General features: G+C 41.1%; 19 protein-coding genes. 2 read left to right on the top strand and 17 right to left on the bottom strand.

Going from position 1 to position 22,811, the window contains the following annotated elements:
- Positions 1 to 3: 3 nt before the first annotated feature.
- From A5N88_RS17180 to A5N88_RS17150, 7 genes are all read right to left on the bottom strand, one after another.
- The gene (locus A5N88_RS17180) at positions 4 to 2,094 is read right to left on the bottom strand and encodes a BglG family transcription antiterminator (RefSeq protein ID WP_066268200.1); all 2,091 of its coding nucleotides are present in this window, start codon (positions 2,092 to 2,094) and stop codon (positions 4 to 6) included.
- An 84-nt stretch (positions 2,095 to 2,178) separates the two neighbouring features.
- Complete coding sequence (locus tag A5N88_RS17175) at positions 2,179 to 4,089, bottom strand: PTS mannitol transporter subunit IICBA (protein WP_066268199.1); 1,911 nt, start codon at positions 4,087 to 4,089, stop codon at positions 2,179 to 2,181.
- 251 nt (positions 4,090 to 4,340) lie between these two features.
- Positions 4,341 to 5,135 carry a formate/nitrite transporter family protein gene (locus A5N88_RS17170; protein ID WP_066268195.1) on the bottom strand — a complete coding sequence of 265 codons (795 nt, stop codon included), beginning with the start codon at positions 5,133 to 5,135 and terminating at the stop codon, positions 4,341 to 4,343.
- Between the two features lie 499 nt (positions 5,136 to 5,634).
- Positions 5,635 to 7,995: a DUF4084 domain-containing protein gene (locus A5N88_RS17165; protein WP_066268193.1), complete on the bottom strand. Its 2,361-nt coding sequence runs from the start codon at positions 7,993 to 7,995 to the stop codon at positions 5,635 to 5,637.
- A gap of 578 nt (positions 7,996 to 8,573) precedes the next feature.
- Positions 8,574 to 9,032: a GNAT family N-acetyltransferase gene (locus A5N88_RS17160; RefSeq protein ID WP_066268191.1), complete on the bottom strand. Its 459-nt coding sequence runs from the start codon at positions 9,030 to 9,032 to the stop codon at positions 8,574 to 8,576.
- 141 nt (positions 9,033 to 9,173) lie between these two features.
- The gene (locus tag A5N88_RS17155; RefSeq protein ID WP_066268189.1) at positions 9,174 to 9,824 is read right to left on the bottom strand and encodes a VC0807 family protein; all 651 of its coding nucleotides are present in this window, start codon (positions 9,822 to 9,824) and stop codon (positions 9,174 to 9,176) included.
- A 261-nt stretch (positions 9,825 to 10,085) separates the two neighbouring features.
- Positions 10,086 to 10,358 carry a YbyB family protein gene (locus tag A5N88_RS17150; protein ID WP_066268188.1) on the bottom strand — a complete coding sequence of 91 codons (273 nt, stop codon included), beginning with the start codon at positions 10,356 to 10,358 and terminating at the stop codon, positions 10,086 to 10,088.
- A 212-nt stretch (positions 10,359 to 10,570) separates the two neighbouring features.
- Between A5N88_RS17150 and A5N88_RS17145 the strand changes: the two genes are divergently transcribed.
- Both A5N88_RS17145 and A5N88_RS17140 read left to right on the top strand, forming a co-directional pair.
- The gene (locus A5N88_RS17145) at positions 10,571 to 11,059 is read left to right on the top strand and encodes a C40 family peptidase (protein ID WP_232317590.1); all 489 of its coding nucleotides are present in this window, start codon (positions 10,571 to 10,573) and stop codon (positions 11,057 to 11,059) included.
- Between the two features lie 904 nt (positions 11,060 to 11,963).
- Entirely contained in the window at positions 11,964 to 12,458 is a 495-nt protein-coding gene (locus A5N88_RS17140) for a hypothetical protein (RefSeq protein ID WP_066268187.1), read from the top strand.
- Between the two features lie 242 nt (positions 12,459 to 12,700).
- On the opposite strand, the gene A5N88_RS17135 is transcribed toward A5N88_RS17140, so the two are convergent.
- From A5N88_RS17135 to A5N88_RS17090, 10 genes are all read right to left on the bottom strand, one after another.
- The gene (locus A5N88_RS17135; RefSeq protein ID WP_066268186.1) at positions 12,701 to 14,323 is read right to left on the bottom strand and encodes a S53 family peptidase; all 1,623 of its coding nucleotides are present in this window, start codon (positions 14,321 to 14,323) and stop codon (positions 12,701 to 12,703) included.
- 503 nt (positions 14,324 to 14,826) lie between these two features.
- On the bottom strand, positions 14,827 to 15,309 hold the full coding sequence (locus tag A5N88_RS17130) for an STAS domain-containing protein (RefSeq protein ID WP_083953189.1): 483 nt from the start codon (positions 15,307 to 15,309) through the stop codon (positions 14,827 to 14,829).
- A 177-nt stretch (positions 15,310 to 15,486) separates the two neighbouring features.
- Positions 15,487 to 15,744, bottom strand: coding sequence for a hypothetical protein (locus A5N88_RS17125; RefSeq protein WP_066268184.1), 258 nt, complete (start codon positions 15,742 to 15,744; stop codon positions 15,487 to 15,489).
- A gap of 226 nt (positions 15,745 to 15,970) precedes the next feature.
- Entirely contained in the window at positions 15,971 to 17,044 is a 1,074-nt protein-coding gene (gene fni, locus A5N88_RS17120; protein ID WP_066268182.1) for a type 2 isopentenyl-diphosphate Delta-isomerase, read from the bottom strand.
- A gap of 361 nt (positions 17,045 to 17,405) precedes the next feature.
- Positions 17,406 to 18,017 (bottom strand): DUF5673 domain-containing protein, encoded by a 612-nt coding sequence (locus tag A5N88_RS17115; RefSeq protein ID WP_066268180.1) that lies wholly within the window; start codon positions 18,015 to 18,017, stop codon positions 17,406 to 17,408.
- 362 nt (positions 18,018 to 18,379) lie between these two features.
- Positions 18,380 to 18,763, bottom strand: coding sequence for a YidH family protein (locus tag A5N88_RS17110; RefSeq protein ID WP_066268178.1), 384 nt, complete (start codon positions 18,761 to 18,763; stop codon positions 18,380 to 18,382).
- 94 nt (positions 18,764 to 18,857) lie between these two features.
- Positions 18,858 to 19,754: an alkaline phosphatase family protein gene (locus A5N88_RS17105; protein WP_232317589.1), complete on the bottom strand. Its 897-nt coding sequence runs from the start codon at positions 19,752 to 19,754 to the stop codon at positions 18,858 to 18,860.
- A gap of 422 nt (positions 19,755 to 20,176) precedes the next feature.
- On the bottom strand, positions 20,177 to 21,124 hold the full coding sequence (locus tag A5N88_RS17100; protein ID WP_083953188.1) for an RnfABCDGE type electron transport complex subunit D: 948 nt from the start codon (positions 21,122 to 21,124) through the stop codon (positions 20,177 to 20,179).
- Positions 21,096 to 22,031, bottom strand: a complete 936-nt coding sequence (locus A5N88_RS17095) for an FAD:protein FMN transferase (protein WP_066268176.1) — start codon at positions 22,029 to 22,031, stop codon at positions 21,096 to 21,098. Before A5N88_RS17095 ends, A5N88_RS17100 begins: the two co-directional genes overlap by 29 nt.
- A gap of 17 nt (positions 22,032 to 22,048) precedes the next feature.
- Entirely contained in the window at positions 22,049 to 22,564 is a 516-nt protein-coding gene (locus A5N88_RS17090; protein ID WP_066268175.1) for an FMN-binding protein, read from the bottom strand.
- Positions 22,565 to 22,811 lie beyond the last annotated feature (247 nt).

Raw genomic sequence — 22,811 nt, 5'->3', positions numbered from 1 at the left:
TTATCATTCCTTTATTAAATTAGTATGGAGATATTCCAGAAAGATGGATTCAAGCCTTTCCAAAATCATCTCTTCATTCGATGATGAAAAAATCATAATCGCTTCATTATTTTCTATCAGGCTGGTGCTGACCAGACTTACAATTTCCTGCTCTCTTGCACTTAATTCTTCTGGGGCAAGCATTAGCAGCAGACTCTTCATATACATGTTTTTTCCGTCCATGCCTTTTACAAGACAAGGATTTTCTAAATGAGAGATTTGAAAAACGAGTTGTTTAACGTGTTCACTCCGGCAATGAAATAATCCCATGCTGGTGCCGGGAATTCCAAGCCCGCCTTTTCTTTCCCGCTCTTTAAGCGTCTCCATTACGTCCTGGCCATTCGTTAACAGCTTATCCTCTTCTGCCTGCCTGACCATTTCTGAAAGCGTCTGTTCATGGCTTTGTAAATGATGCAGGCGGTATACTCTAAAGTTGGTCAGCAAGGAGGCCATGCTCTGCTGTGTATCATTTAACTCCTGAAGAACTTCCGTAATCGGCCGCTTCGCTGTTTTAGGTGCAGAAGGCTCTTTTTGCGTCGACTTAATATAATGCTTATTTTGAGTGAGAGCCTCAATATTTTTTCTTAAAAAATCCCGGATGTTCGTTATATCTTCCTCACTCAAAAGAGGTGTGACGAGAATATAATCCATATCTATAAACGGCAGCCTAACGGTAGAAATAATGACATCATAGCGGTCATAATTTCCTTCCTGCATTTCTTTTATGGACTTCACTTCAACAGAATCAATCTCAACAATCTCTTTCTTGATTCTGCTTGCCAGCATTTTTGACGTTCCAATTCCGGTAGGACAAACAACCAAAGCGTGAATCGGCAGATCCTCTTCCCTCATGACCAGCGCCGAGCCAAAGTGAAGCACAATAAACGCAATCTCATCATCCGGAAAAAAACCAAATTCTTCAAATTCCTTTTCCACACCATTCTTAATGGCCATAAACAGAACAGGATACTTGCGTTTGATTTCTTCTGTTAAGGGGTTAAATAGCCCCATTTGCTGCTTAATCCTGAATAGCGATGGCTCCATATGTGCCAACAGCCCCTGGAACAAAGAAAAATCCTTCGTTAAATCCACATGCAGCTGAGTGGAAACATATTGGATTAATTTCTTAATTCTTTGCCCCAGCACCACACTATCATACGGCACCGCATCGGCTGCCTGCAGCTTTGACCCTTTAAGAATGACAGCCAAATAATGAATATCTTCATGTGAAAAGGGTATGGAAAAATTCTCTTTAAGAGCTCCGCAAATATCTGCCACTAATTGATATTCATCCCTTACGTCGCTTCGGCTGCTGTTTTCCTCTTCCAGAAAAAATCCTTCTTCCGCCCGTTGCATCGTAATACAGAGATGGACAATGAACCCAATGTAGTCACTGTCAGCAAGACGCGCCATTCCTGTGTTGATGCTTGCATTCACTGCTTTGTCAATTTGATGAAGATACGACGGGGAAAAAAAGTACAGCACCTTTTCATTTGAACAATTCCCTTTTTCCAGTAAAAATAAGCTTTCAATTAGCTCCTCATTGAAATACAGCAGAAAGAAGCCTGCCAATGCTTTTCGCTTATCCAATTCCTTCCCTGTAATTTCAACGCCTACTCCCCTCTTCCTTGTCAGCTTGACATGGAAATTAGCCAGCCAGTCTGCCAATTCATCGAGATAGGCTGTGAGGGTCGTAATACTGACACCTAGCTGAAAAGCCAATCCTTGTATTTTATAGGACTCTTCCTTTTGCAGCAATGCCAATAAAAGCTGAAGCTTTCTTTCTTGAGGCGGCAGATCTACCGGATGGATCCCCATTAAATGCTGGATCAGCTTAAAGATTTTTTCATTTTTCCCTTCAATGACCAGCCCATCATTCGGATTACGGATTAGTTGAAGATCGAAATCCTTTAGAATTTTTTCGATTGACTTTAAATCACGCTGAATGGTCCGAACACTTACATTCAGAAAAGTAGCGATGGACAAAGCCGTGTGTCTTCCGGATGTCTTGATAATTAATTCGATAATGGCCTTTTCCCTGGAGGTAATAAACATACTATCAACCCATTTCTATTTATAGACCCGAGAAATAGTGAATAGAAAAGCGTCATTCATACGCTTTTCTATTCTGCAAAATGATTATTTACTATTTAGTATGTCCATTAATTCTCTGGTTGTTTTAGCAGCAACCATCTTCTCGATATTTTCCATTTCTGAACATGTTACAGCAATGCCTGACAAAATTTCAAGATGTGTGCCGTCTTTACCGGCAATACCGAAAATTAATCGGACCTTTTGGCCGTCAAAGTCAACGCCATTTGGCACCTGCAGGACCGTAAAGCCTGATTGAAGTACATCCTTTTTCGCTTCTTCTGTACCATGTGGAATGGCTACATCATTACCCATATACGTAGAGGTCATTTGATCTCTCGCAATCATGGCTTCAATATAGCTTTCCTTCACATAGCCTGAGTCCGCCAAGGCTCTTCCGGCAAAGCGAATGGCTTCTTCCTTGCTGGAGAATTCCTGGTTAAGGAAAATATTCTTCTCAAGCAGAAGTCCTTGATCGGCATTTCCGTTTTGATCAGGATGCGGTGTGTTATCTTCCGCCTCTTCGACCACTTCATGAACCTCAGCTTTATCGCCGCCGTTTTTCAGCTGGCCGATTAACCTGTCATACTCAGGGCTTGATAAGAAATTGTCCACTGACACATGGTAAGCGCCAGGAATTTTGTTTTTAGCACGCGGTGTAAGTTCTTCCTGTGTAACAACGATTTGTGCATCTGAAGGAATGTTTGAAATCGCGGTATTTGTAACCGAGATATGATTCAAACCAGCTTCTTTTACTTTTTTGCGGAGAAGGGATGCTCCCATTGCGCTTGATCCCATACCTGCGTCACAGGCAAAAACAATTTTATTTACTTGATCAGGAAGGGCTCCCGGATTGGATGCTAATGCACCAGCGACTGAGCTTTTCTTTCCTTTCATTTGTTCCATTTTTGCTGCTGCTTCAGAGATATCGCCTTCTTTATCTTTTGAGGTTTTTAAAATGATTGCAGAGATAACAAAAGACACAACCGCTGCTACGATAACACCAGCTAACACTCCAAAGTAACCGCCTTTAGGTGTCATGGCCAGAACAGCTATGATACTTCCCGGTGATGCCGGAGCAACCAGGCCCGCATGGAAGACGGAAAGTGTGAATACACCGGAAACTCCGCCTGCGATGACAGCAAGAATAAGAAGTGGTTTCATTAATACATATGGGAAGTAGATTTCATGAATCCCGCCAAGAAATTGAATAATCGCTGCACCAGGAGCGGATTGCTTCGCATTTCCTTTACCGAAGAAGCAGTATGCCAAAAGCAGCCCGATACCAGGACCAGGGTTTGCTTCAAGCAAGAACAAAATCGATTTTCCTGCGGTTTTTGCTTGTTCAATTCCTAAAGGCACCAGAATTCCATTTCCTATTGCGTTATTTAAGAACAGAACTTTAGCTGGTTCAATAAAGATATTGGCTAAAGGAATTAAGTGATGTTTAACTAAGAAATTAACACCGGAAGCCAGCAGATTACTTAAGGCTTCAACTGCAGGTCCGATTCCAAAATAAGCAAGGCCTGCTAAGATAGCACCAACAATCCCTGCCGTAAAGTTATTGATAAGCATTTCAAAGCCTTGACGAATCTTATCCTGAAATAATCGATCCACCTGCTTAATCAAATAACCGCCAAGCGGCCCGATAATCATTGCTCCCAAAAACATTGGAACATTGGTACCGACAATAACACCCATTGTCGCAATCGCACCTACCACTGCTCCACGGTCGCCATGGACAAGCTTACCGCCTGAATATCCAATCAGAAGCGGCAATAAATAGGTAACCATCGGTCCTACAAGCGTAGCAAGATGTTTATTAGGCAGCCAGCCAGTAGGTATAAATAAAGCAGTAATAAGTCCCCAGGCAATAAACGCCCCGATGTTTGGCATAATCATGGAGCTTAAAGAGTTGCCGAACTTTTGCACAGCTACTTTTATATTAGATTGAGCCATATGCGCTCTTCCTTTCATATATAATTTACACTATTAATGCTACGGCACAGAGAGCCCTTTCACAACAAAGAAGAAAACTAACTTTGTCGCGTCAACCGAGACAAAGGTATTGTTTCTCCTTCTGGTCATTTTATGCCAATCAATTCCCATTTAAAGGGAATCCCAAGGGCCATTACTCCCCGTTTGAAACTACGAATACACTCACAAAAAAGAGCGGAGTTCCCCGTAAGAATCTCCGCTAATTTTTATCCTTATATCCTGCCTGCACGATCCGCTTCCAGATCGTTCTTATACGCCAGCCAATAGGCCATTGCAACAAAGATGCATCCGCCAATCGCATTGCCTATAAAAACAGGAATGAAGTTCATAATGTAATCCCCCCAGCCCAGCTTGCCCGCAAAAATGGCAGCAGGTATAACAAACATATTGGCTACTACGTGCTGGAATCCTATGGCGACAAAGCCCATAATGGGAAACCAGATTCCAAGAATTTTGCCGCTCATATCTTCAGCCCCATAAGCAAGCCAGACCGCAAGCCCCACAAGCCAGTTACAGCCCACCGCAGAGACAAGGCTTTCCCAGAAGTTTTCTCCCACTTTTGCCTGTGCGATCGCTACCGTTTTTGTAAGAAAAGGGCCGGTTTCCGTCAAACCGACTACATGTCCAAAAAAATAAGCAACAAATAATGCCCCTATAAAGTTAGTGATTGTAATGATGATCCAGTTGTATACCAGCTTTTTGGCTGAAACTCTTCTCATAAAAACAGCAAGCGGAACTGCCATCATGTTTCCTGTTAAAAGCTCCCCTCCTGCAAGGACAATTAAAACAAGACCCAAAGGGAATACCGCTGCCCCAAGGAATGTCCCGAATGAGCCCCAGGCTTTCGGAAGATCAGCCGATACTCTAATATCCAATAAAAAACCAATAGAAATAAATGCACCTGCAAGAAAACCAAGTACAGTCATACTGCGAAGCGGCAGGCTCGCCTTCCTAACCCCTGCATCCACTGTTGCCTGAGCGATTTGCTGCGGACTGTGAAATGCCATTTTTCTCCCTCCTTTGCATTGAACCCTTTACTCCATTCCCTTTAAAATAATAGGTTTAACTATTTTTTTAAAAATTCCCACAAATCCTTTCTATCCTATCTTTCTTAACATGCTTATGCAGCAGCACTTTGTTCTTCCTGCCGGTTGATTTACGCTAAAGGCACTCGCTTTCTGCGCCGCGGTCGGTTCGGGCAGTTGGGGCGCTTCCTCATCGCTGCTAAGGAGGCAAGTAACGTTTTTTTTAAAACCAGAGCAGACAAAAAAGAAGCCAAAAACCTATACAGTGGGTCTTCAGCTTCTTTTTTTTATTTAATTTTATTTTTGAGCGGATTACGCGTCTAGCTTATCGGCGTCATAATTTCTAGTCTTAGAAAACTTTGATATCGGTAACACGCAGAAGTCGTTCACACGGGATGTTGACTTATTGCAGTCAGGAAACGTAAAAATCCGATATCCGTTTGGCGCTGAAGCTAGACAGTGTATAAAAAAGCGGCTTTTCTCATATTACGGGTACAACTGGATCTCCCAATAGTTTCTTTTCAAGGTCCTGGGGCTTTAAAGGCTTGCTGAAGAGGTAGCCTTGGGCGTAAAAACAGCCAAGGGTTTGCAAAATTTCCATCTGTGAAGCCTCTTCAACACCTTCTGCTATTACGGACGCTTTTATCGTTTCAGCAAGCCCGATAATGGTTGAGACAATCTGCCTGTCTTCGTAGCTTTCAGCAATGTGGTCAATAAAAGACTTATCAATCTTCAGTGTACTAATAGGAAATCGGTTCAAATAATTTAAAGAGGAATATCCCGTACCGAAATCATCAATGGCTATTCTGATTCCCAGCTCTCTTAACTGATTAAGGACTTTATACACCATCTCTGCATCCAATATCGCAACACTTTCGGTTATTTCAAAAATAAGCAGCTCTCCCCTTGCCTTAGTTACTGCTAGGATATGGTTTACTCTTTTTATAAAGTCGGCCTGCTTGAACTGTGTAACCGATATATTGATGGATAAGTGGAGACGATGGCCCTTTTCATACCAAATGACAGCTTGTCTGCACGCTTGCTCTAATACCCAGTAGCCAATGTCAGTAATCTGTCCGGTCTCTTCGGCAATTGGAATGAACTCCAGCGGCGGAATATAGCCATGCTCGGGATGCTCCCACCTCAGAAGGGCTTCTGCCCCGACAATTCGGCTGTCTTTGGTAGACACAAGCGGCTGATAAACGAGTTGAAAGGCGTTGTTTTTCAAAGCATCCTCTATCCCTTTTTCCAGCATCATTTGTTTTGATATGCGATTTTTCATATCATTCGTAAAAAATTGATAGGCATTTTTCCCAGCTTCCTTTGCCTGATACATAGCCACGTCGGCCTGTTTCATGAGAGTAGCCGCATCCGTTCCATGATTCGGGAACAGCGAAATCCCTATACTTGTTGATATTCTAATTTCTTCACTTTCCAGCTTCAGGGGGCGATTTATAACCCGCTTAATTTTTTCAGCTTGATCCTTTACCTTCTCTAATGTCACCCCTGGCAAAATCATAATAAATTCATCACCGCCAAGCCGAAAAACTTTCCCGTGATGATGAACAGCCAGCTTTAAACGATTTGCCATCCTGACAAGCAGAAGATCTCCCATGCTGTGCCCCAGTACGTCATTAATTTGTTTAAAACGATCCAAATCCAGCAGCAGCACAGCAATTTGTTCATTTTCCTCTATAGCCTTGTCGATGGCTTCCCGTAAAAACAGTTCAAACAGCCTGCGGTTGGGAAGGCCTGTTAACTGGTCATGGAACGCAATATACTCGAGCTCCCGCGTTCGCTCTCTTACTTTTTCATCCAGCTCAAAGGTTAATTTACGATATTTTTTCAAAATGTCCTCATTTTCCAGCAGCGTGAGAATTTGGCGCAATATAATAAGAACAATGGAGATAGCCAGCCCGATAAAAATGGCATCGAGCTGAACTTTTGTCAGCATAATACAAAACAATAAACCAACAGCAAAGTAGGGTAATACCAGATAAAAATATTCGCTTAACGGCTTTTGATCAACCTGCACGCTTAATCTTCTTTCATGAAGATTTTCTTGCTCCCCGTTAATGGATGACTGGCTATATATAGATGATAGCGTAATTAAAAACAGGGAAATAGACCATAGAGGATCAATTAAATTTCCAGTAGCATAAACTCCGGATAATCCTTCTGTACAATAGTAGGAGTCTGCCAGAACCAAAATCATCATTCCCATTGTAAAATGGAAGCTTAAAGCACCCGCTTTCAATTTCTCTGATGTATAAGTAATAGCAAGAGCCCCGAACAAAAGGCCTAAATCTCCAATAGGGGTAAAAGCAAATCGCAGCACTGAAAGCCAATCGGTTCCTGCATAATGCGCCCAATTCGGTTTCAGTAAAAATTCCCAGCTCAGGGTAGTGGCGACTACCATGACAATCAAGATATCGAACATCATTTTTATTGTTTTTCTATGAGAGCTTAACTGCACCATTTTCACAATCATAGCAGCAAAAAACAAAATGACTTCTGCTCCCCCAAAAACATGCGATGCCCCAAAACCGGGCGGTTCTATCTTTAAAAACCATTCATCCATATTCCAAACGGATTGGGCCAGGAAGAAACAAATACTTCCCATCCCAATCATCAGCCAAAAAACATGATCCTTTCGACTTTTTTTATATCCATTTCGAAAAATATAATAAGCGGAGATGACAGGGGCCGTAATTTGGAAAGTGTCCCCACCAGCCATCAGTATCCCATGCTTTCCCTTAAAATAGATAAGCCAGACGTAATAGAAAAGGATATGAATTGCCATTACGCTCAAGGCCTGCTTTTGTTCTTTATTTGCCTGCATCGTTTGACCTCAATTTTTATTTTCAGTGCTCTTAACAGTTTTAAAATGCTGCTCCCAATTCCTTGTTGGAGCAAGTGGAGAATTTCTCTCTTAATCTATCCTTTAAACAAACCCTCTCTATCTTTATCGGTACAAATTACCTATTTATAAGACGAATTTTACCTTTTTATTTCATTTGCCTCGGGCAGTTAGGGTCCCCCTTAACGCACTTTTCCCGCAGGAGTCTTGTGCCTTCTGCTTCAATCAACAAAGGGCGTGGCTTCTGTTGAGTTTTTTGTTTAGCTCTCTTTTTCCTGATCGCTGCATTCTTAAGTCAATATCTACATTGAGCATTTGCAAAGCTTTAGTTCTAATGGAATTCTGTAAGTTGAAGGAATTAAAAACAAGATGACGCATATTCCTAGAAAGGAGGTGTACAAAGTCGTACATAAATTTAAAAGCAGACGCAGTACGCGCATATCGCCACATCCTGGAATCCTTTAGGACCTTGTCTATGAGGGTGCATTTTTTATGAGAACGAATAGAAAAAAAGTCTCGTATAAGCTTGAAAGACTCAACGAGACTGCTTTAGAAAACCCTTATACGGATAGCTTCATCACTTCCTCTTCCCCCATTTTTTCACCGGTTTGAACAAAGCCAATGCTCCTATATAGACCTTTTGCCGTTTGATTATCCGGATGGACAGTCAGCTGAATGGCGCGGCACTGAGGAAATTGCTTCTGAATCCAATGAATCATTGCGTTGATTGCTGCTTTTCCATATCCTTTCCCCTGAAATCTGCGGTCAATCAAAAATCCATTCATCCAATACATATCGTCTGTCTGTTCTACAAACGCATGCATGATAAAGCCTGCCATTTGATTGCTTGCATAAACAGCAAACGGGAGATACTGCACATTCTCTCCATCCGGTTTTATATAAACCTTTGCTAGCGACACAGCGACAGAGGGGACAAACGGCTTTTGTTCTTCCAAAACTTCCAGCGACAATGCCTCTTCCCAGTTTTCTCTGGAGACAGGAACAAGACTAATTCCCATTGCTTTCACTCCTTTTATACAGTTTTTTACCATAGCTGTTGGTTTTCGTACAATCAGCAAGTCCGTATTTTGCTTGTCTTACGCCGTTTAAATCAGCGCAGAAATATTGTTGCTGCGAATAGAGACGCAATCAAATTAATACTAAGCCTTATTCGCTTCCTCTTTATTGAGAGCTGGGGGCGGGGGCTTTTGTTCGTTCAGCTTTTTCGAAATATAGATGAAGCCAAAAACGGCAAGTGCAGATATTCCCCAATTCAGAATTTGCTTTTCAATAATCCCCTTATTGAATGCGTCTGCTCCATACTCAGATACCAGCCACATCTTCAGAATGCCTCCCAAGAGCTCTCTTAAAATGAATAAAGAAGTAATCAGATTAAAGATTCGTAAGATCTCTTTCCTGTAAAAGAGCGGTTTCATTTTTTTACGATTATGTCCCTGCAGTTCAGTAAAATCGAGGCAGAAATACAGCACAATAGGCTTGTTTATGAATATAGTAAAACCAAAAAACACTCCCATGATGATAGAATAAACAGCCTCATTCCATAGCATTTGAGTGCCTGACCCGGCTGTCACATCAACCAGCGTCCCAATCACCAGATCTGTCACCATAAAAATACCGAAAATATTCATTTTCCGAACGGCAATAAACCGGTAAACCGTATAAAGAATACCTGGAATAGATGATACAAGCATTGCAGGATAATCTCCCAGCATGCTTCTGCATACATGCCAAATCACCAGTGGAAAAATCAAATAGCATATTATATCCGAAAGTACGATTTGCTTGTTCAAGACCCTGCCCCCCGCTCTCTCTTCCTAGATACAGGTATATTCAAACAAAGCTCTTTTCATCACTATACCATAATTTAGAAACTAAGAATCTGGCAATTAAATATTTTAACGCATTAACGCACAAAAGGGGTCAGACCCCTTTCGTGCGTTAATGCAATAAAAAAACAGTGCGATTCATGGCTCGAATCCACTGCTTTTTGACAATTTCAATCCCCGTATATTTTTGTATGAGTAGAACGGCTTATTAGAGCACGTCCCAGTTTAATTTTGTTGTTTTTCTTTATTATAGTAATGAACGCTATACTGGGCACCTTCATCGACCATTTTATTATCTGCTACATCCATTGGGTCAGGATGGCCGGCTTTGGTCATCGTGTTATTTGGATGTTTTTGTTTATTCATCCATGACTCTGCCCGTTTTTTCAAGTTATTAAATGTGATCATTGTTTTATGTCTGTTCTCTTTAGAAGAAAAATAAGAAATCCCTGCGACACCAAGCCCAGCTAAGACATATGCACTTTTTTTTGCCATCATTATCTTCCTCCTTGTCTTTACTAGATATATACCCGTTTTCATTATAAATACACTCTTTATTCATTACATTGTGATAACAAAGTGTTAACAATTAATCTTGAATGAGGATAAGAGATCTCGTTTTTAGAAAATTACAACTTTGGAATCTTCTGGATAATGCACACATAAATTGAAACGTATTAAACAGAACAAAGATAATAGGGGGAAAAGAGATGATGATTTTACAGGTAAGAAAAACAAAATCCTTCATTGCCATTGCTGCCATTTTTGCATTGGCTGCAGCTTTTTTGTATACTCCACTAGCCAAAGCCTCAGCATCAATTAACTATGGCGAAGAAGTAGGAGCCGTGTCTAAGCTGTATGAAGGAAAAACCTATCAATATGGTGGCACCAGCCCAAGCGGATTTGATGCAGGCGGCTTTACCCAATATATCTATAAAAAAGCAGCAACAAAGCTGTTTATTCCGCGCACTAGCGCAGATCAGTATAAAATAGGGAAAGCCGTCAGCCTCAAGAATTTAAAACAAGGCGATTTGGTCTTCTATGCAACTGGCCCAGTAAAAGGGAAGGTCTCCTTCGCAGCGATTTACTTGGGAGGAGGAAAATTCATTGGAGCTACTTCTAAAGGGGTAAAAACAGTGAACATGTCTGATAAATATTGGAAAGACCGCTATATTGGCGCTAAACACATCCTCAAATAAGGATTTAATCAAACGTTTAATTAAGGATGTTTTCGCATAGATTGTTGCTTTACGTACAAAGGATTATTCCGTGTGTTGTCTATCTTCGTGGCATCTTTTCGTATGTTTTTTACAAGTTTTATTACGGAATATATATTTAAAATGATATTTTCATGTCCAATAGAAACAAAGTTTACGAAAAGAGCCTTAATTAAAGCTTTTTACCGTGTATCACCATAAATCGGATCCGGCGGGATCCGATTTTTAATTAACCAGCCCTTATAAACATAAAAAAATACATACCTAAAACGGCATGCATTTAAATGTAAGAATGTATTAAAAAAGGAGGAATAAGCGTTGCTATTAAAATGGATCCTCTATCTCAGCCATTATTTGAAGATGGTTAGGTTAAGACGCTATAACCTCGCTTAAAAGCTCAATGTCTGTACATATTTCTCTTTTTATTCCAGGATCAGAACACTTCTCATAATCCCGGAATAATCGGCTTAATTCTTTCATTATAAGTAGATATTCGTAGGTGTCCATACAATTATGCACCTCATTTTCATATAACTTCTCCGAATAATTATTTACCCATTATAATCAAATATAACCTGCTTTTTGAAAAAATAATATCAAATAATACCATTTTGAGCGCCCTTGCTATAGCTGCCTTTACATCTGCGATATCTCATCGGACAATCGCAACAAAGTGAATCCTTTATTACTTTACTGCACAAAAGGAGTCTGACCCCTTTTGTGCAGTAAAGTATAGAAACATTCTCCCATTAGGGGTATGATGATATTAGGAAAATTGGTAAGGATATAAAATAACTAAAAATTAATGTTTTTGTGATAACCATACAAAGAAAGTTCACAAAATATACCGTTATATTTGCGGAATTACTTGAGAAGGATGAAAGTCATGAGAAAAATTTGTACAAGTGTGATTGCAGCAGCGTTAGCTATCGGTTTAGCTGGCTGCACAGGACAAAACGGAAAAACAAACACCCCTCCCCCTCAAGCGGAAGGAAAAAATACCAAAACAACAAGCACCTATCCTTTTCCTAAAAATCCCGTTCAAAAAGGAAAAGCCCAATTAATTTTAAGTAACCAAAATGGAGATACGTCGAGGAATAAAGCCGTTATTGTAGATGCAAAAAAGACAGACATTGTGGATCAGCTGGGAACCTATTACACAAACTTTGACGGCAGGCTCTTAACTTTCCTTTATATTAACCAAACCTTCGCATCAACCGAAGAAGTAACCGGAGATACTCAATCCTTCGTCAATCTATCGGGAGATGACTTGAAGCCGGGTACATATACCGTTACAGCTGTTCAATTCAAAGATAACGACCCTACCAGTACCGTTATCAATCTAACCCAGGCAAAATATAAAGTGGTTGATACCAAGTAGAAAGGTTTCAACGTTTAATTGGATAAATGTCTGACTGATTGAAAAAAAAAGACAAGTCTGCAGTCTCCTTGAGCCAGTTACTGGACAAAGAACCTTGCTCCTGCTAAACAGAAAGAGTCCCTCTTTACACTGAAGAGGGACTCTTTCTTTTAAATATTCTCTTGCACTCTTTTCGTCAGCACTTTGATGGTCTTTATTTAAAAGCTGACTTTTTCTTGTACTACTAAAATCCTTTAAAAGCATCACACTTCCGCAGGCTGCATCGCCTGCAAGGCTTGAAGGAGGTTTACTCCATTAGGGCTGCCCCAGCCTGTACATGCATCCCATCCTGGCCCGGAGGTATAAGAGCCGCTTCCGGATGTATCATTGTTTCCGCTTGTGATATCGCGGAAGCTTCCTCCCTTTTGCCCAATTTGATAGAGGGCCGGATTCAAAAAGCCTACTGGACGTCCAAGCTGCTGATTAAAAATGGCTACCAGACCTGCCCAAAGAGGGGCTACAGCGCTGGTCCCTCCAATAACAAAGGACTGGCCATCCACTAAGACTTCGTATCCTGTTACAGGATCTGCGTTTCCAGCAATATCTGGAACCCCGCGGCCTTTATTGCCGCCATTGCCTGCCAGCGCAGGAACACCGGCATTTGTTTGATAATCCGGAAGGCTGAATACAGTGCTGACACCCCCGCCTGTTGCACCATTATTCTGTTCATTCCAGACCACTTCACTTGAAATGGTTTGGCCAGATCCCTGCAGCTTAGTACCGCCGCAGGCTAAAACGTACGGGCTGGATGCTGGGAAATCAACATGAACCGAACCGTCGTTTACCCCGTCTGAGGATCCATTATCTCCTGCAGCACTGCAAATGGTGACCCCAAGAGCAGCGGCATCATGGAATGCCTGATTCATGGCCTGAATAGCCTGGCTGGTCCAATTAGCCTCCGCGGAACCCCAGCTGATGGAGATGACGGAAGGGTTATTTTTCTTATCATGGATAGCAGTTGTGATGGCATTTAAAAAACCAGCATCCGTATTAGGTGCAAAATATACAGCAATTTTTGCTCCAGGTGCCACAGCGGCAGCTACCTCAATATCCAGCATGACTTCTCCGTCTGCACCATTTGGATTTCCCTCCGGAGCATTTTTTCCTCCGTTCACGCTTACAGCGGTTACCTCAGGCATTGGCATACCAAGATTAGAAAAATACTGTTGTAAATCATTATCTGTATAGCCCCCGCCTAATTCAATAATGCCAATACATTGTCCGCTGCAGTCAACGTTTTGCGGAAAATTATAAAGCTCAGCAATTTGCACTGGCGTATAAGAGCTTCTTGAAGCTTGGCTGCGAGCGAAGTTTCCCGTCCTGGATTCACTCAGCACCCGAAAATGCGGCCTTGTTTGCGGGCGGTTATCCAGCCCCAGCACAGCAAGGACAATATCACTCAGTCCTTCAGGTACCTCAATTGGACCTGTACGTCCGCGGTATTTGAAATCTGGATGCTCATATTCTGAAAGCTCCACATTAAAAGCTTTGTTAAAATTTTCTACTGTTCCACAGAGCATAATAGTACCAGAAGCCGTATTTGTTTCTTTTACCTTCAAATTATATTCTCGGGCAAATTCTTCAACCCTTTTTACAGACTCGTCTTCAAGTCCATATTTTTGTTCAAATTCACTTCTGGACAGGTATTGTTGGGAGAATGGCCTTTCCGCCATATTTTTCATCATCTCAGTCAAGTCTTCATTCCCTGAGCTGCGACGGAGATAAACCGTTACAGTAATCTCATGATCCAGCATTGCTGGACCTGTTTTTTTCGCTTTCGGCAATGCAGACCTTTCACTTCCTGGAATCTGAATACGTTTAACCATAGAAGACAGCTCCTTTCTCCTCTTTATGCTATTTTACAACTCTCGCTATAAAAAACGCCAATTATTAACTGAATCATACCATTATTCAGTTATTTATACCTATAATTTTTATCTATATTTGGTAAATCTGTATGTCTCTCATATTAAATTATTCGTTCGAAGCCTGTCTGATTGGGAGATTGTTCTAATAAATGGAAATTATGTTTCAGCCACAGGACAGATTTCACATTAAACAAATGTTGATTTATAGGTACCAACCGTTCTTTTTCAAAAGGAATCATTTTCAGACCTCTTTCTATTATTTCCCATAGTGTAACAGACGAGGTAAAACATCCCTCAGCAAAAACACCCACAAGTCCTTTTGCAGGTGTTATTACTGTTTTTCGTTCAATGGACAATTCTGTACCTTGCCCATCGTCGCGGCATCATTTCGTCCATTATTTTAAGCATTTACATACTAAACTATTATTAATAGAAGCAATGTTTTTATAAAAAGAGCCTTGTTATATAATGCTCTCAAATTTTAAACCCTTTTGTTTCATTAAAAATTGAAGGGCTGACCGAAAACTCAGGAAAGTTTTCAGTTCACCAAGCACAGTCAGCTTAGATTTGACCAGGACCCGTGTAATAGAAGGTGAAAACCCGACAAAAATCACTTGAACACCCATTAACCCCAAGGAAGAAATCAATTTTTCAATATTCCTTCCCAGAACCTCTATTTCTCCGGCTTCCTTTTCCGTAATGGCAGTAAAATCAATAATGACCGTGCCGACTTGCTTTGTATGTACAGTATCCAGTATCTTTTGTACAATTATGTGAAATCTATCAGTTGACAATCGGCCAGTAATTGGAACCAAAATCGTATCTGGCACTACAGATGGAATAATGGGAGCGGATATGTCTTTAATAAGATGTTCATATTCGCTTATTTGTTCTTTAAGCTGTCTAATCTCTTCTCTCATCCATTCTAACTCACTCTTTATCATAGCCCCTAATAAGCTCCTCAATATTTTAAATACTATGTATGTCTTTAACATTATTCTATTAACCTATTTCCCACTCTTTTAAACCTTTCTTCAGAAATAATTCTCATTAGAGTTGATTCGGACCGGGAAAAAATAAAAAAACTTCCATATACAGAAACATATATGGAAGCAAATTTTTTACTTTATAAAAATTTCAATGAGATTCAATATAATGGCTGCAACAAGCATCAGGACTAAAAAACCAATGGCTCCAAGGCCAATACGGCGAATTTCCTTCGGCATCACAGGTGTCCCTGTTTTTTTAGAAAAAATTCCTTTCCGATTCAGTTTAAACTCCATATCTGTCATTGCATTTCCCATTTTCCTACCATACCCTTGCACCCTGTCAGCTTTATCAGGATGCCAAAAAATAGGTTCCGGTTCAGGATCAGGCATATTGTTACCCCCAATAAATTATGTTTTATAAATCTTTATTACATTGTATCCGCATATTAACATATAATGCAGATTTTTTAAAATTTTCATTGCATTAAATGTAAAGACTATGCTGGAAGCCTTTCTATTATACACCTTTTTCAAACGTTGTTAAAGGGACATGCGGTACTAATTTTATTCATATAAGACAATTTTTGTATTGCAGGTGAAATAAACCCCATCGAAATCAATTCAGGCTTCTCGAAGCGAGTATACCTGCATCCAATCCGCGGAGATCACACCACTCGCGAACATTCTTTGTCACAATGATTGGACATTTGGCGATGTGTTCCAAAGACTGTGCACCCTGCATTAGAAAAATCATCCTCAGATGCTCCTTCCATGCTTTCATTTCCTCTACTAAGCCTTCTGTGCCGCACTTATCTAAGACCCTCAAAAAAGCCCCTGCCACTCCGGCCGCCGATGCCCCCAGAGCCATCGATTTAACAGCATCCAGTGGATTTCGAATTCCTCCTGAAGCAAGAATCGTCATATCCTTCAGAAATGGCTGAGCCTCAAGCAGAGAAATAGGGGTTGATTGTCCCCAGCCCTTTAGATAGCTATAATCTCTTTTTTCCCGCCGCTCATTTTCAATATGAACAAAATTAGTTCCTCCTCCTCCGCCTACATCTACAAATTGAACGCCGCATGTTTTTAGCTGCTCCAGTGTTTCCCTGCACATGCCAAAACCGGTCTCCTTTATGATGACGGGGATGGAGGTTTTTTTTATAATGGTTTCTATTTTCTTAAGTATTCCTGAAAAATGCCTATCTCCCTCAGGCATCACAACCTCCTGCGGAACATTTAAGTGAATCTGAAGAGCATCTGCCTCTAGCATATCAATGGCTCTCAGGGCATAATCCAATGGTGCATCCGCTCCTACATTGCCAAAAATGACTCCATTCGGATTCTTCTTGCGGACAATCCTGTAAGTATCAGCTACCTTTTCATTGCGCAGGCCGGAATGCTGTGAACCAACAGCCATTGCAATGCCCGTTTCCTTTGCTGCTTCAGCCAAGGCAGCGTTGATGGCTCCTGTTTTCTCACTCCCGCCTGTCATGGCATTAATATATATCGGAAATGCTAATGTTAAATTGCCCAAACGAGTTCTTAAATCAACCTCTTCTTTATCCAACTCGGGAAGTGAACGGTGTACTAAATAGAGAGCATCAAAGTCCGATGGCTGCGTTTGATTTGTATTTAAAGCCAAGCGAACATGTTCATCCTTGCGCTTTTCACGTATTGATGGTTGTTCTTCCATAGCGCACTCCCCTACCTCAGCGATTCGTTAATTGTTTCACTCCACCGTTTGATGACTTGCTTAAAAATCCTGCCGTCCGTCTTTTATTACCATTACATCATGCTGTTTTCTTTTAATTTTTCCCCATTGCGCCATTCAAAAAGCATTGAAGATATTTCCTGTAAAAAGAGCAGCTGTTCAGATACTTAAAGCAGATATCTGTCTCTTATTGTCCGCTTGCTTTTAGCCGGGCATATTTCAAGGCTGACCAATCTGAATATTGGTTTATGATGCAATGAATAACAAACTTCCCTCTAATAGGATTGTAGTTGCTGTGGGACACAAGCAAAAGCGGCGATGATCGATTACGCCTCTTTTTTGATTAGTATGCGAAGGTATTATCAGCCTTCTTCTCTACTGTTTTTATGCCGTAATGTTCAAGGAGTGTTTCAATTTTAGCTTTTTGCTCCTCTGTTACAACAAGCACTCTAGTCATTTTTTTATCCTCATAGTTATTGAAATGCATGGTAAAACAGGTTTCTTCAGGACTTGTCTGTGTGTAGTGGGTATGATAAACACCAATATACTCGAATGTGCAGGAGCCTATAGCAGACCATTTAATAAAGCGGCGAAAGACGATTCCATCCTCCCTGATTTCAAAAGGCAAGTAATATGGAAGGATAATTAGTGACGGAATAACGGCAGCATAAAAGTCTGTCAGCTCAGGCACTCTTCCTGAAAGGCACAGGAACATCAACACTATACTGATTCCAACGCCAAAGACAAGAATAATCAGGAATAATCGCATTTTTCCTTGAGGGTACGTTTTTAGCCGCAACGGAAAATTATGGGGATCTTTTAACTGAATAGGTTTATCCGGATATAGTATTTTTCCTTTTTTAAGCTGCAGCATCCCCTGTTGGTAGAAAACAAAAAGATAATAAGCCAGCAGCGCTGCTGAAACGGCTAAACCAATTATAGACTCCCTGGACATCTTCAAGCGCCCCTTTGCCATTATGAATATCTATATCGTACCAGTTTAATGGAATAAATTATATGCAGTTAGAGATTTTTAGTACTCTGTTTATACTTTGCTGCTCTGAGAAGACTGAATGTATCTCCGCAGGCCTTTGCAAAAGAAAATTTCACACGTAATATAAGCTCCTAGGGCTCTCCAAACAGACTTACGGGCGAAAAATAAGATTTACGGGCGAATTAGGTAAATAGACCTAACCAAGACCACTATCTTACTTTACTACTTTACTCCACTAAAAGGGTCAGACCCCTTCTTCGCTTTACTGTATTAAAGCGATAACACCAATAAAAAAAACCTTCCCAGCAAGGAAGGTTAACGGGTTAATGGGCTGTTTCCCACACAAACAGGTAGTAGAAACCAAAGACCGCTATCACAAGGGCTGTTGAGACGGCGAGAAGTAAGACGAGCGTTTTCGAAAAGCGAATGGTTTGTTCATTAATGTCTATGCTTTTTTTGAAATAGCTGAACTTTGCCATTCCTACTATGATGACACCCAATACAAAAGAACAAATGCCAATAGCTTTTGCCAGGGTGCCCCCTCTCTCAAGCTGCACCCACTGAGCAGAAAAATGCAGATTTGACATTAAAAATCCAACCCCGACCAACGCAAGAGCAGTCCGGACCCATGCTAAAAAGGTGCGTTCATTCGCCAGATGCTGCTGTATATACTTTGAATCAATCGTTTTGCGTTCATCTTCATTCATTGTACTACCTCATTGATCCATTATTCTCAATCCAAAATCATTAGCCTAAGTCTTGTCTCTCCAACCATTTCAAGCCCTAAAAAAGGTAACATTATTAAGGCTTCCAGATTCCAAGAACAGGCGCTTCATATTGGCTGTTCTTTAATGCTGGCAATCCATACATGTCTTCTATGGTTCTGAGAATGGAGTATAAATTGTACTTTTGATCCGTTTTGCCCGATTTCACCATCTGTCCCGCAAAAATGGTCGGAATCTTATTTTCGGTACTGGAATGGTCATCTTCATCCCAGGTTAGGATGAAAAGGCTGTTGTTCTTATTGGCCCATTTAATATAAGGATCGATATTCGTTTTTAACCATTTATCCGCTTCTTCTATTGTTCCATTATGCATATCGTTGTTCAGGTTAGGAATCACAAAGGACACCGTTGGAAGCTTGGAATAATCGCTCGGGAACATGGAAAACGGCTTATTCACACTAGCCGGGAGATTGGTAAAGTTGACCCAGGGACTATGCTTCCGATAATACAATCCGGAACTGCAGCCTTTAAACCCAACGGTTGGAAGATCCTCAGAATAGCCTGCGAAGCTTTTGCCTGCCTTTGTTAGTTCCTCAGCCATATTCGGTGCATTAAAGGAATGTGGGCAGCTGTCGCTTGTTACGCCCTGTGTGCTTCCTGAAAACAAAGCGATATAATTTGGCTGGCTTGGGTGTGTAATCGCATGCATATTGGTGAAGTTCATTCCCATTTTAGCAAGCTTATTCATATAAGGGGCTTTGGAATTCCCTATAATCTCTTGATCCGAATGGTTTTCTTCCATTACGATGACAATGTGTTTAGGTACAGGCAGCGATTCCTTTTTTACATATTTCACTTTTTTCCCTGGTGCCATTACATTCTGCATGTCACGCCCTGGCATTAAGACAATAAATAGAACGGCTGCACAAAGTACGGCTACTACGACAACGTATATCCAATTTTTCCTTTTCACTGGTGGCCTCCTATAGTCGTCAGCATTAGTACAAGCTGCTTTTAGAATGAATATACTATAGATTTTCCCTATTCACTAGAGAACATAACCATTCTTTTAGCTTGCCCTGTTGATTTCCGATGCAGGCACTTGCTATCCACTGATGTTAGGGGAGCCCTGGGTATACGTTCAATTTATATGATTAAAAAATTTGCATTGAGTCTTTACAGATCATTTGCTTTGAAGATTTTAAAAAAGGAACCCTTTTTCCAAGTCCCTATAAAACCATTTAAACTGTGGATTCTCATTAAGCAAAGCATCCAGCATCACCAATTGACCTTCTTCCTTTAACACTGTTTCCTTCTCCAAAGCAAAACCCTCTTTTTAATAATTTATCATTAAAAAGAGGGTTTTATTGGAAATGAATGGATCCATATCCTTCGTTAGGCAAGCTGTTTTTGCTTTCTTAACTGGCCTGCCTTCTTCGCTTTCCACGCCTTCCAGCCGTTGGAGACAAGTAATCCAATAAACAAGTAGGATAAACCTCCAAAAAAGACATAGCAGCCTACACTTATAATGGCAGCAATCAAGCTGAAGATCACTTGATCCTTGTCTTTCCCGGGCGAGGTTGGAGGATCTGTCAGCATGAAAAATGCTAAGAATAGGGCCGAGTTAATAAATGGAGAAAGAAAGACCTCACTTACGTCCTTATAATGCGCTAAGCTAATGACTAAAAACAAACCAAGATACACTCCTAAGAATGTCAGTATCTGAGGGAACTTTTGAACCTTATTGGTTATGATAAACCCTCCAATAATGACGACAAAAGTAAACCACCATGGCTGCAGGGTGAGGCTTCCCCACCAGCTTTCATCACTTTGGAATAAAAGAAGAGCTAAAAATAAACCGAAGGCTGCCGGATTAAAAATAGGCTTTCTTCCCGTAACAAAAACGTGCTTTGAGATAAGCGCAAAAATTACAGCGGCAACGGTCTGATACCAGGGTACATCTGAGCCCAGCACCATTGCGATAATCAAACCGGTTAACACTGCCCCATCCGGAAAAATCCTCTTTCTTTTTTGATAAATTGAAACGCCCATATCTACTATAAGACCAGTGACGACTGCAATCACCATGTTTTTCAGCCCACCTGCGGGATCTGAATTCCACTCTCCCACAATCGCCAAAACTAACAGAATGCCAAGTAAATAACCTTTTGGGGACCTTCTAAAAATTTGTAACTGACTGGGCTTTTTCTTTTTTTCAGGCATCACCCTTGTTCTTCTACTTTCCGGATAGCCTGGTCCCATAGTGCGTGTAGTCCGTTCGCTTGAATTTGTACGCTGCCGGCTGATATTTCGCTCATTCGGATCCGCATGCTGCATAACCATATCTCTCCATTCCTTTTGTCATAATCAATTCGTTTTCAGATGTCATAAGGATTCCTTCCAGCCCATTTTCCTCCAATAACCTTAAGCCTTCCTGCGGGCCCATTATAAAAACGGCGGTAGAAAAGGCATCAGCAAGCATCGTAAAAGGGGCAATGACTGTACAGCTTGTCACACCTTTTACCGCTTCACTCGTATGAGGATGCAAAAGATGGTGAATTCCTTTTTCACTTATCCGCTCATAGTTTCCAGAAGTACAGACGGCAGAATCGGTTAATTCCACTGTACCAAGGAGCTCCGTCTTTTTATGCGGATGCTGAATCCCAACACGCCAAGGCACATCATTTTCATTTAATCCATGCACATAAAGATCGCCTCCAGCGTCTATCACAAAGCTCTCAACCCCCGCCAGTTCTTTCACCGCTAAATCGACTGCGAGCCCTTTTGCCACAGCTCCTAAATCGAGCACCATCGGTTTACTCAACGTGATGGAACGTTCCTTTTCATCCACTAAAATATCCCGGTAGTCGGCTGTGCCCTGTGCTTCAAACTGGATTTTTTCACCTGAGCGAAAATTTTTATTAAAGCCGGCCTTTTCAAGAGTCTGTCCAATAGAGGGATCGAATGCCCCGTCTGTAAGCTTTGCCATTTCCACCGCGAAGGCAAGGGCTTGAAAAAGAAGCTCGCTGGGTTTGACAGGAGTACCTACATGCATTGACAACTGCCTTAATTCACTGGCAGCGTCAAAACGGCTGCAGACTCTTTCTACATAGTAAAACTGCTGAAAAGCCTTTTGTATACATGCTTCCGCCTTTTTTTCAGGCTGCTCTGTTATCACTTTTATCGTAACGTACGTGTCCATATAGACTTCTGTCTTTTCGAATTTCTTCTTTTTTATGGGGCTAATCATTACGGTCACCTGCCTTTTTACACTTTAGCGGACTGCAATGCCTGTTCCACAGCAGTTTGAAAATCCTCAGAGCTTAATGTTGCACCTGAAACAATATCTACATTTTCGCTTTGTCTTGCAACCACCTGCTGAGGCAGTCCATCAATGCGGGCTTCTGAATAATGCGTATCACAGTTTGTAATGGCTACATTGGTGATTTTATCCTGTTTAATCGTCACTGCTACCGTTACCGAGCCAATCCGATTAGAAGCGGAACCTGTATACGTACCGTTTTTATATATTTTGGGGCTTTTGGCAGATTGAGGTTGCTTATGAATTAGGTGCTTGGGAGAGGGTGTTGTTCCTGTTGTCTTAATCTGCTGCTCTGCCGGCTTGCTATACTGTTGATGCTGAGTTAGCTGGTTAGAGACTGGCCCAGCTTCCTGGTTTACCGCTTTACTTTGCGCTTCCTGCGTTGTGACCAATCCTGTTATATAAATGGCACTAATAGCTGCAGAGCAGAGCCCTATCATTTTATTGCTCATCTTCGTCATGTTTAATGCCTCCAATAGTCCTTTGATTCTTCTATAATAAAAAGTATAAAAAGAGAACATTTGAATTTACTTAGAAGGGCAAAATTTTTTTACAAGCGGCGAACTCACTTTCATAAACAATGGCTGTTTTCGCATAAATTGTTGCTTTACGTATAAAAGGATTATTCCGTATGCTGTCTGTCTTCGTGGCATCTTTTCGTAAGTTAATAAAAGTTTTAATACTGAACCTGGGTTTATGCTCCTTTTT

It is taken from the genome of Heyndrickxia acidicola (assembly GCF_001636425.1).
GTDB classification, from domain to species: domain Bacteria; phylum Bacillota; class Bacilli; order Bacillales; family Bacillaceae_C; genus Bacillus_AE; species Bacillus_AE acidicola.
Note: the sequence above shows the minus strand (reverse complement) of the source record. Positions and strands in the feature narration are given on the sequence as shown.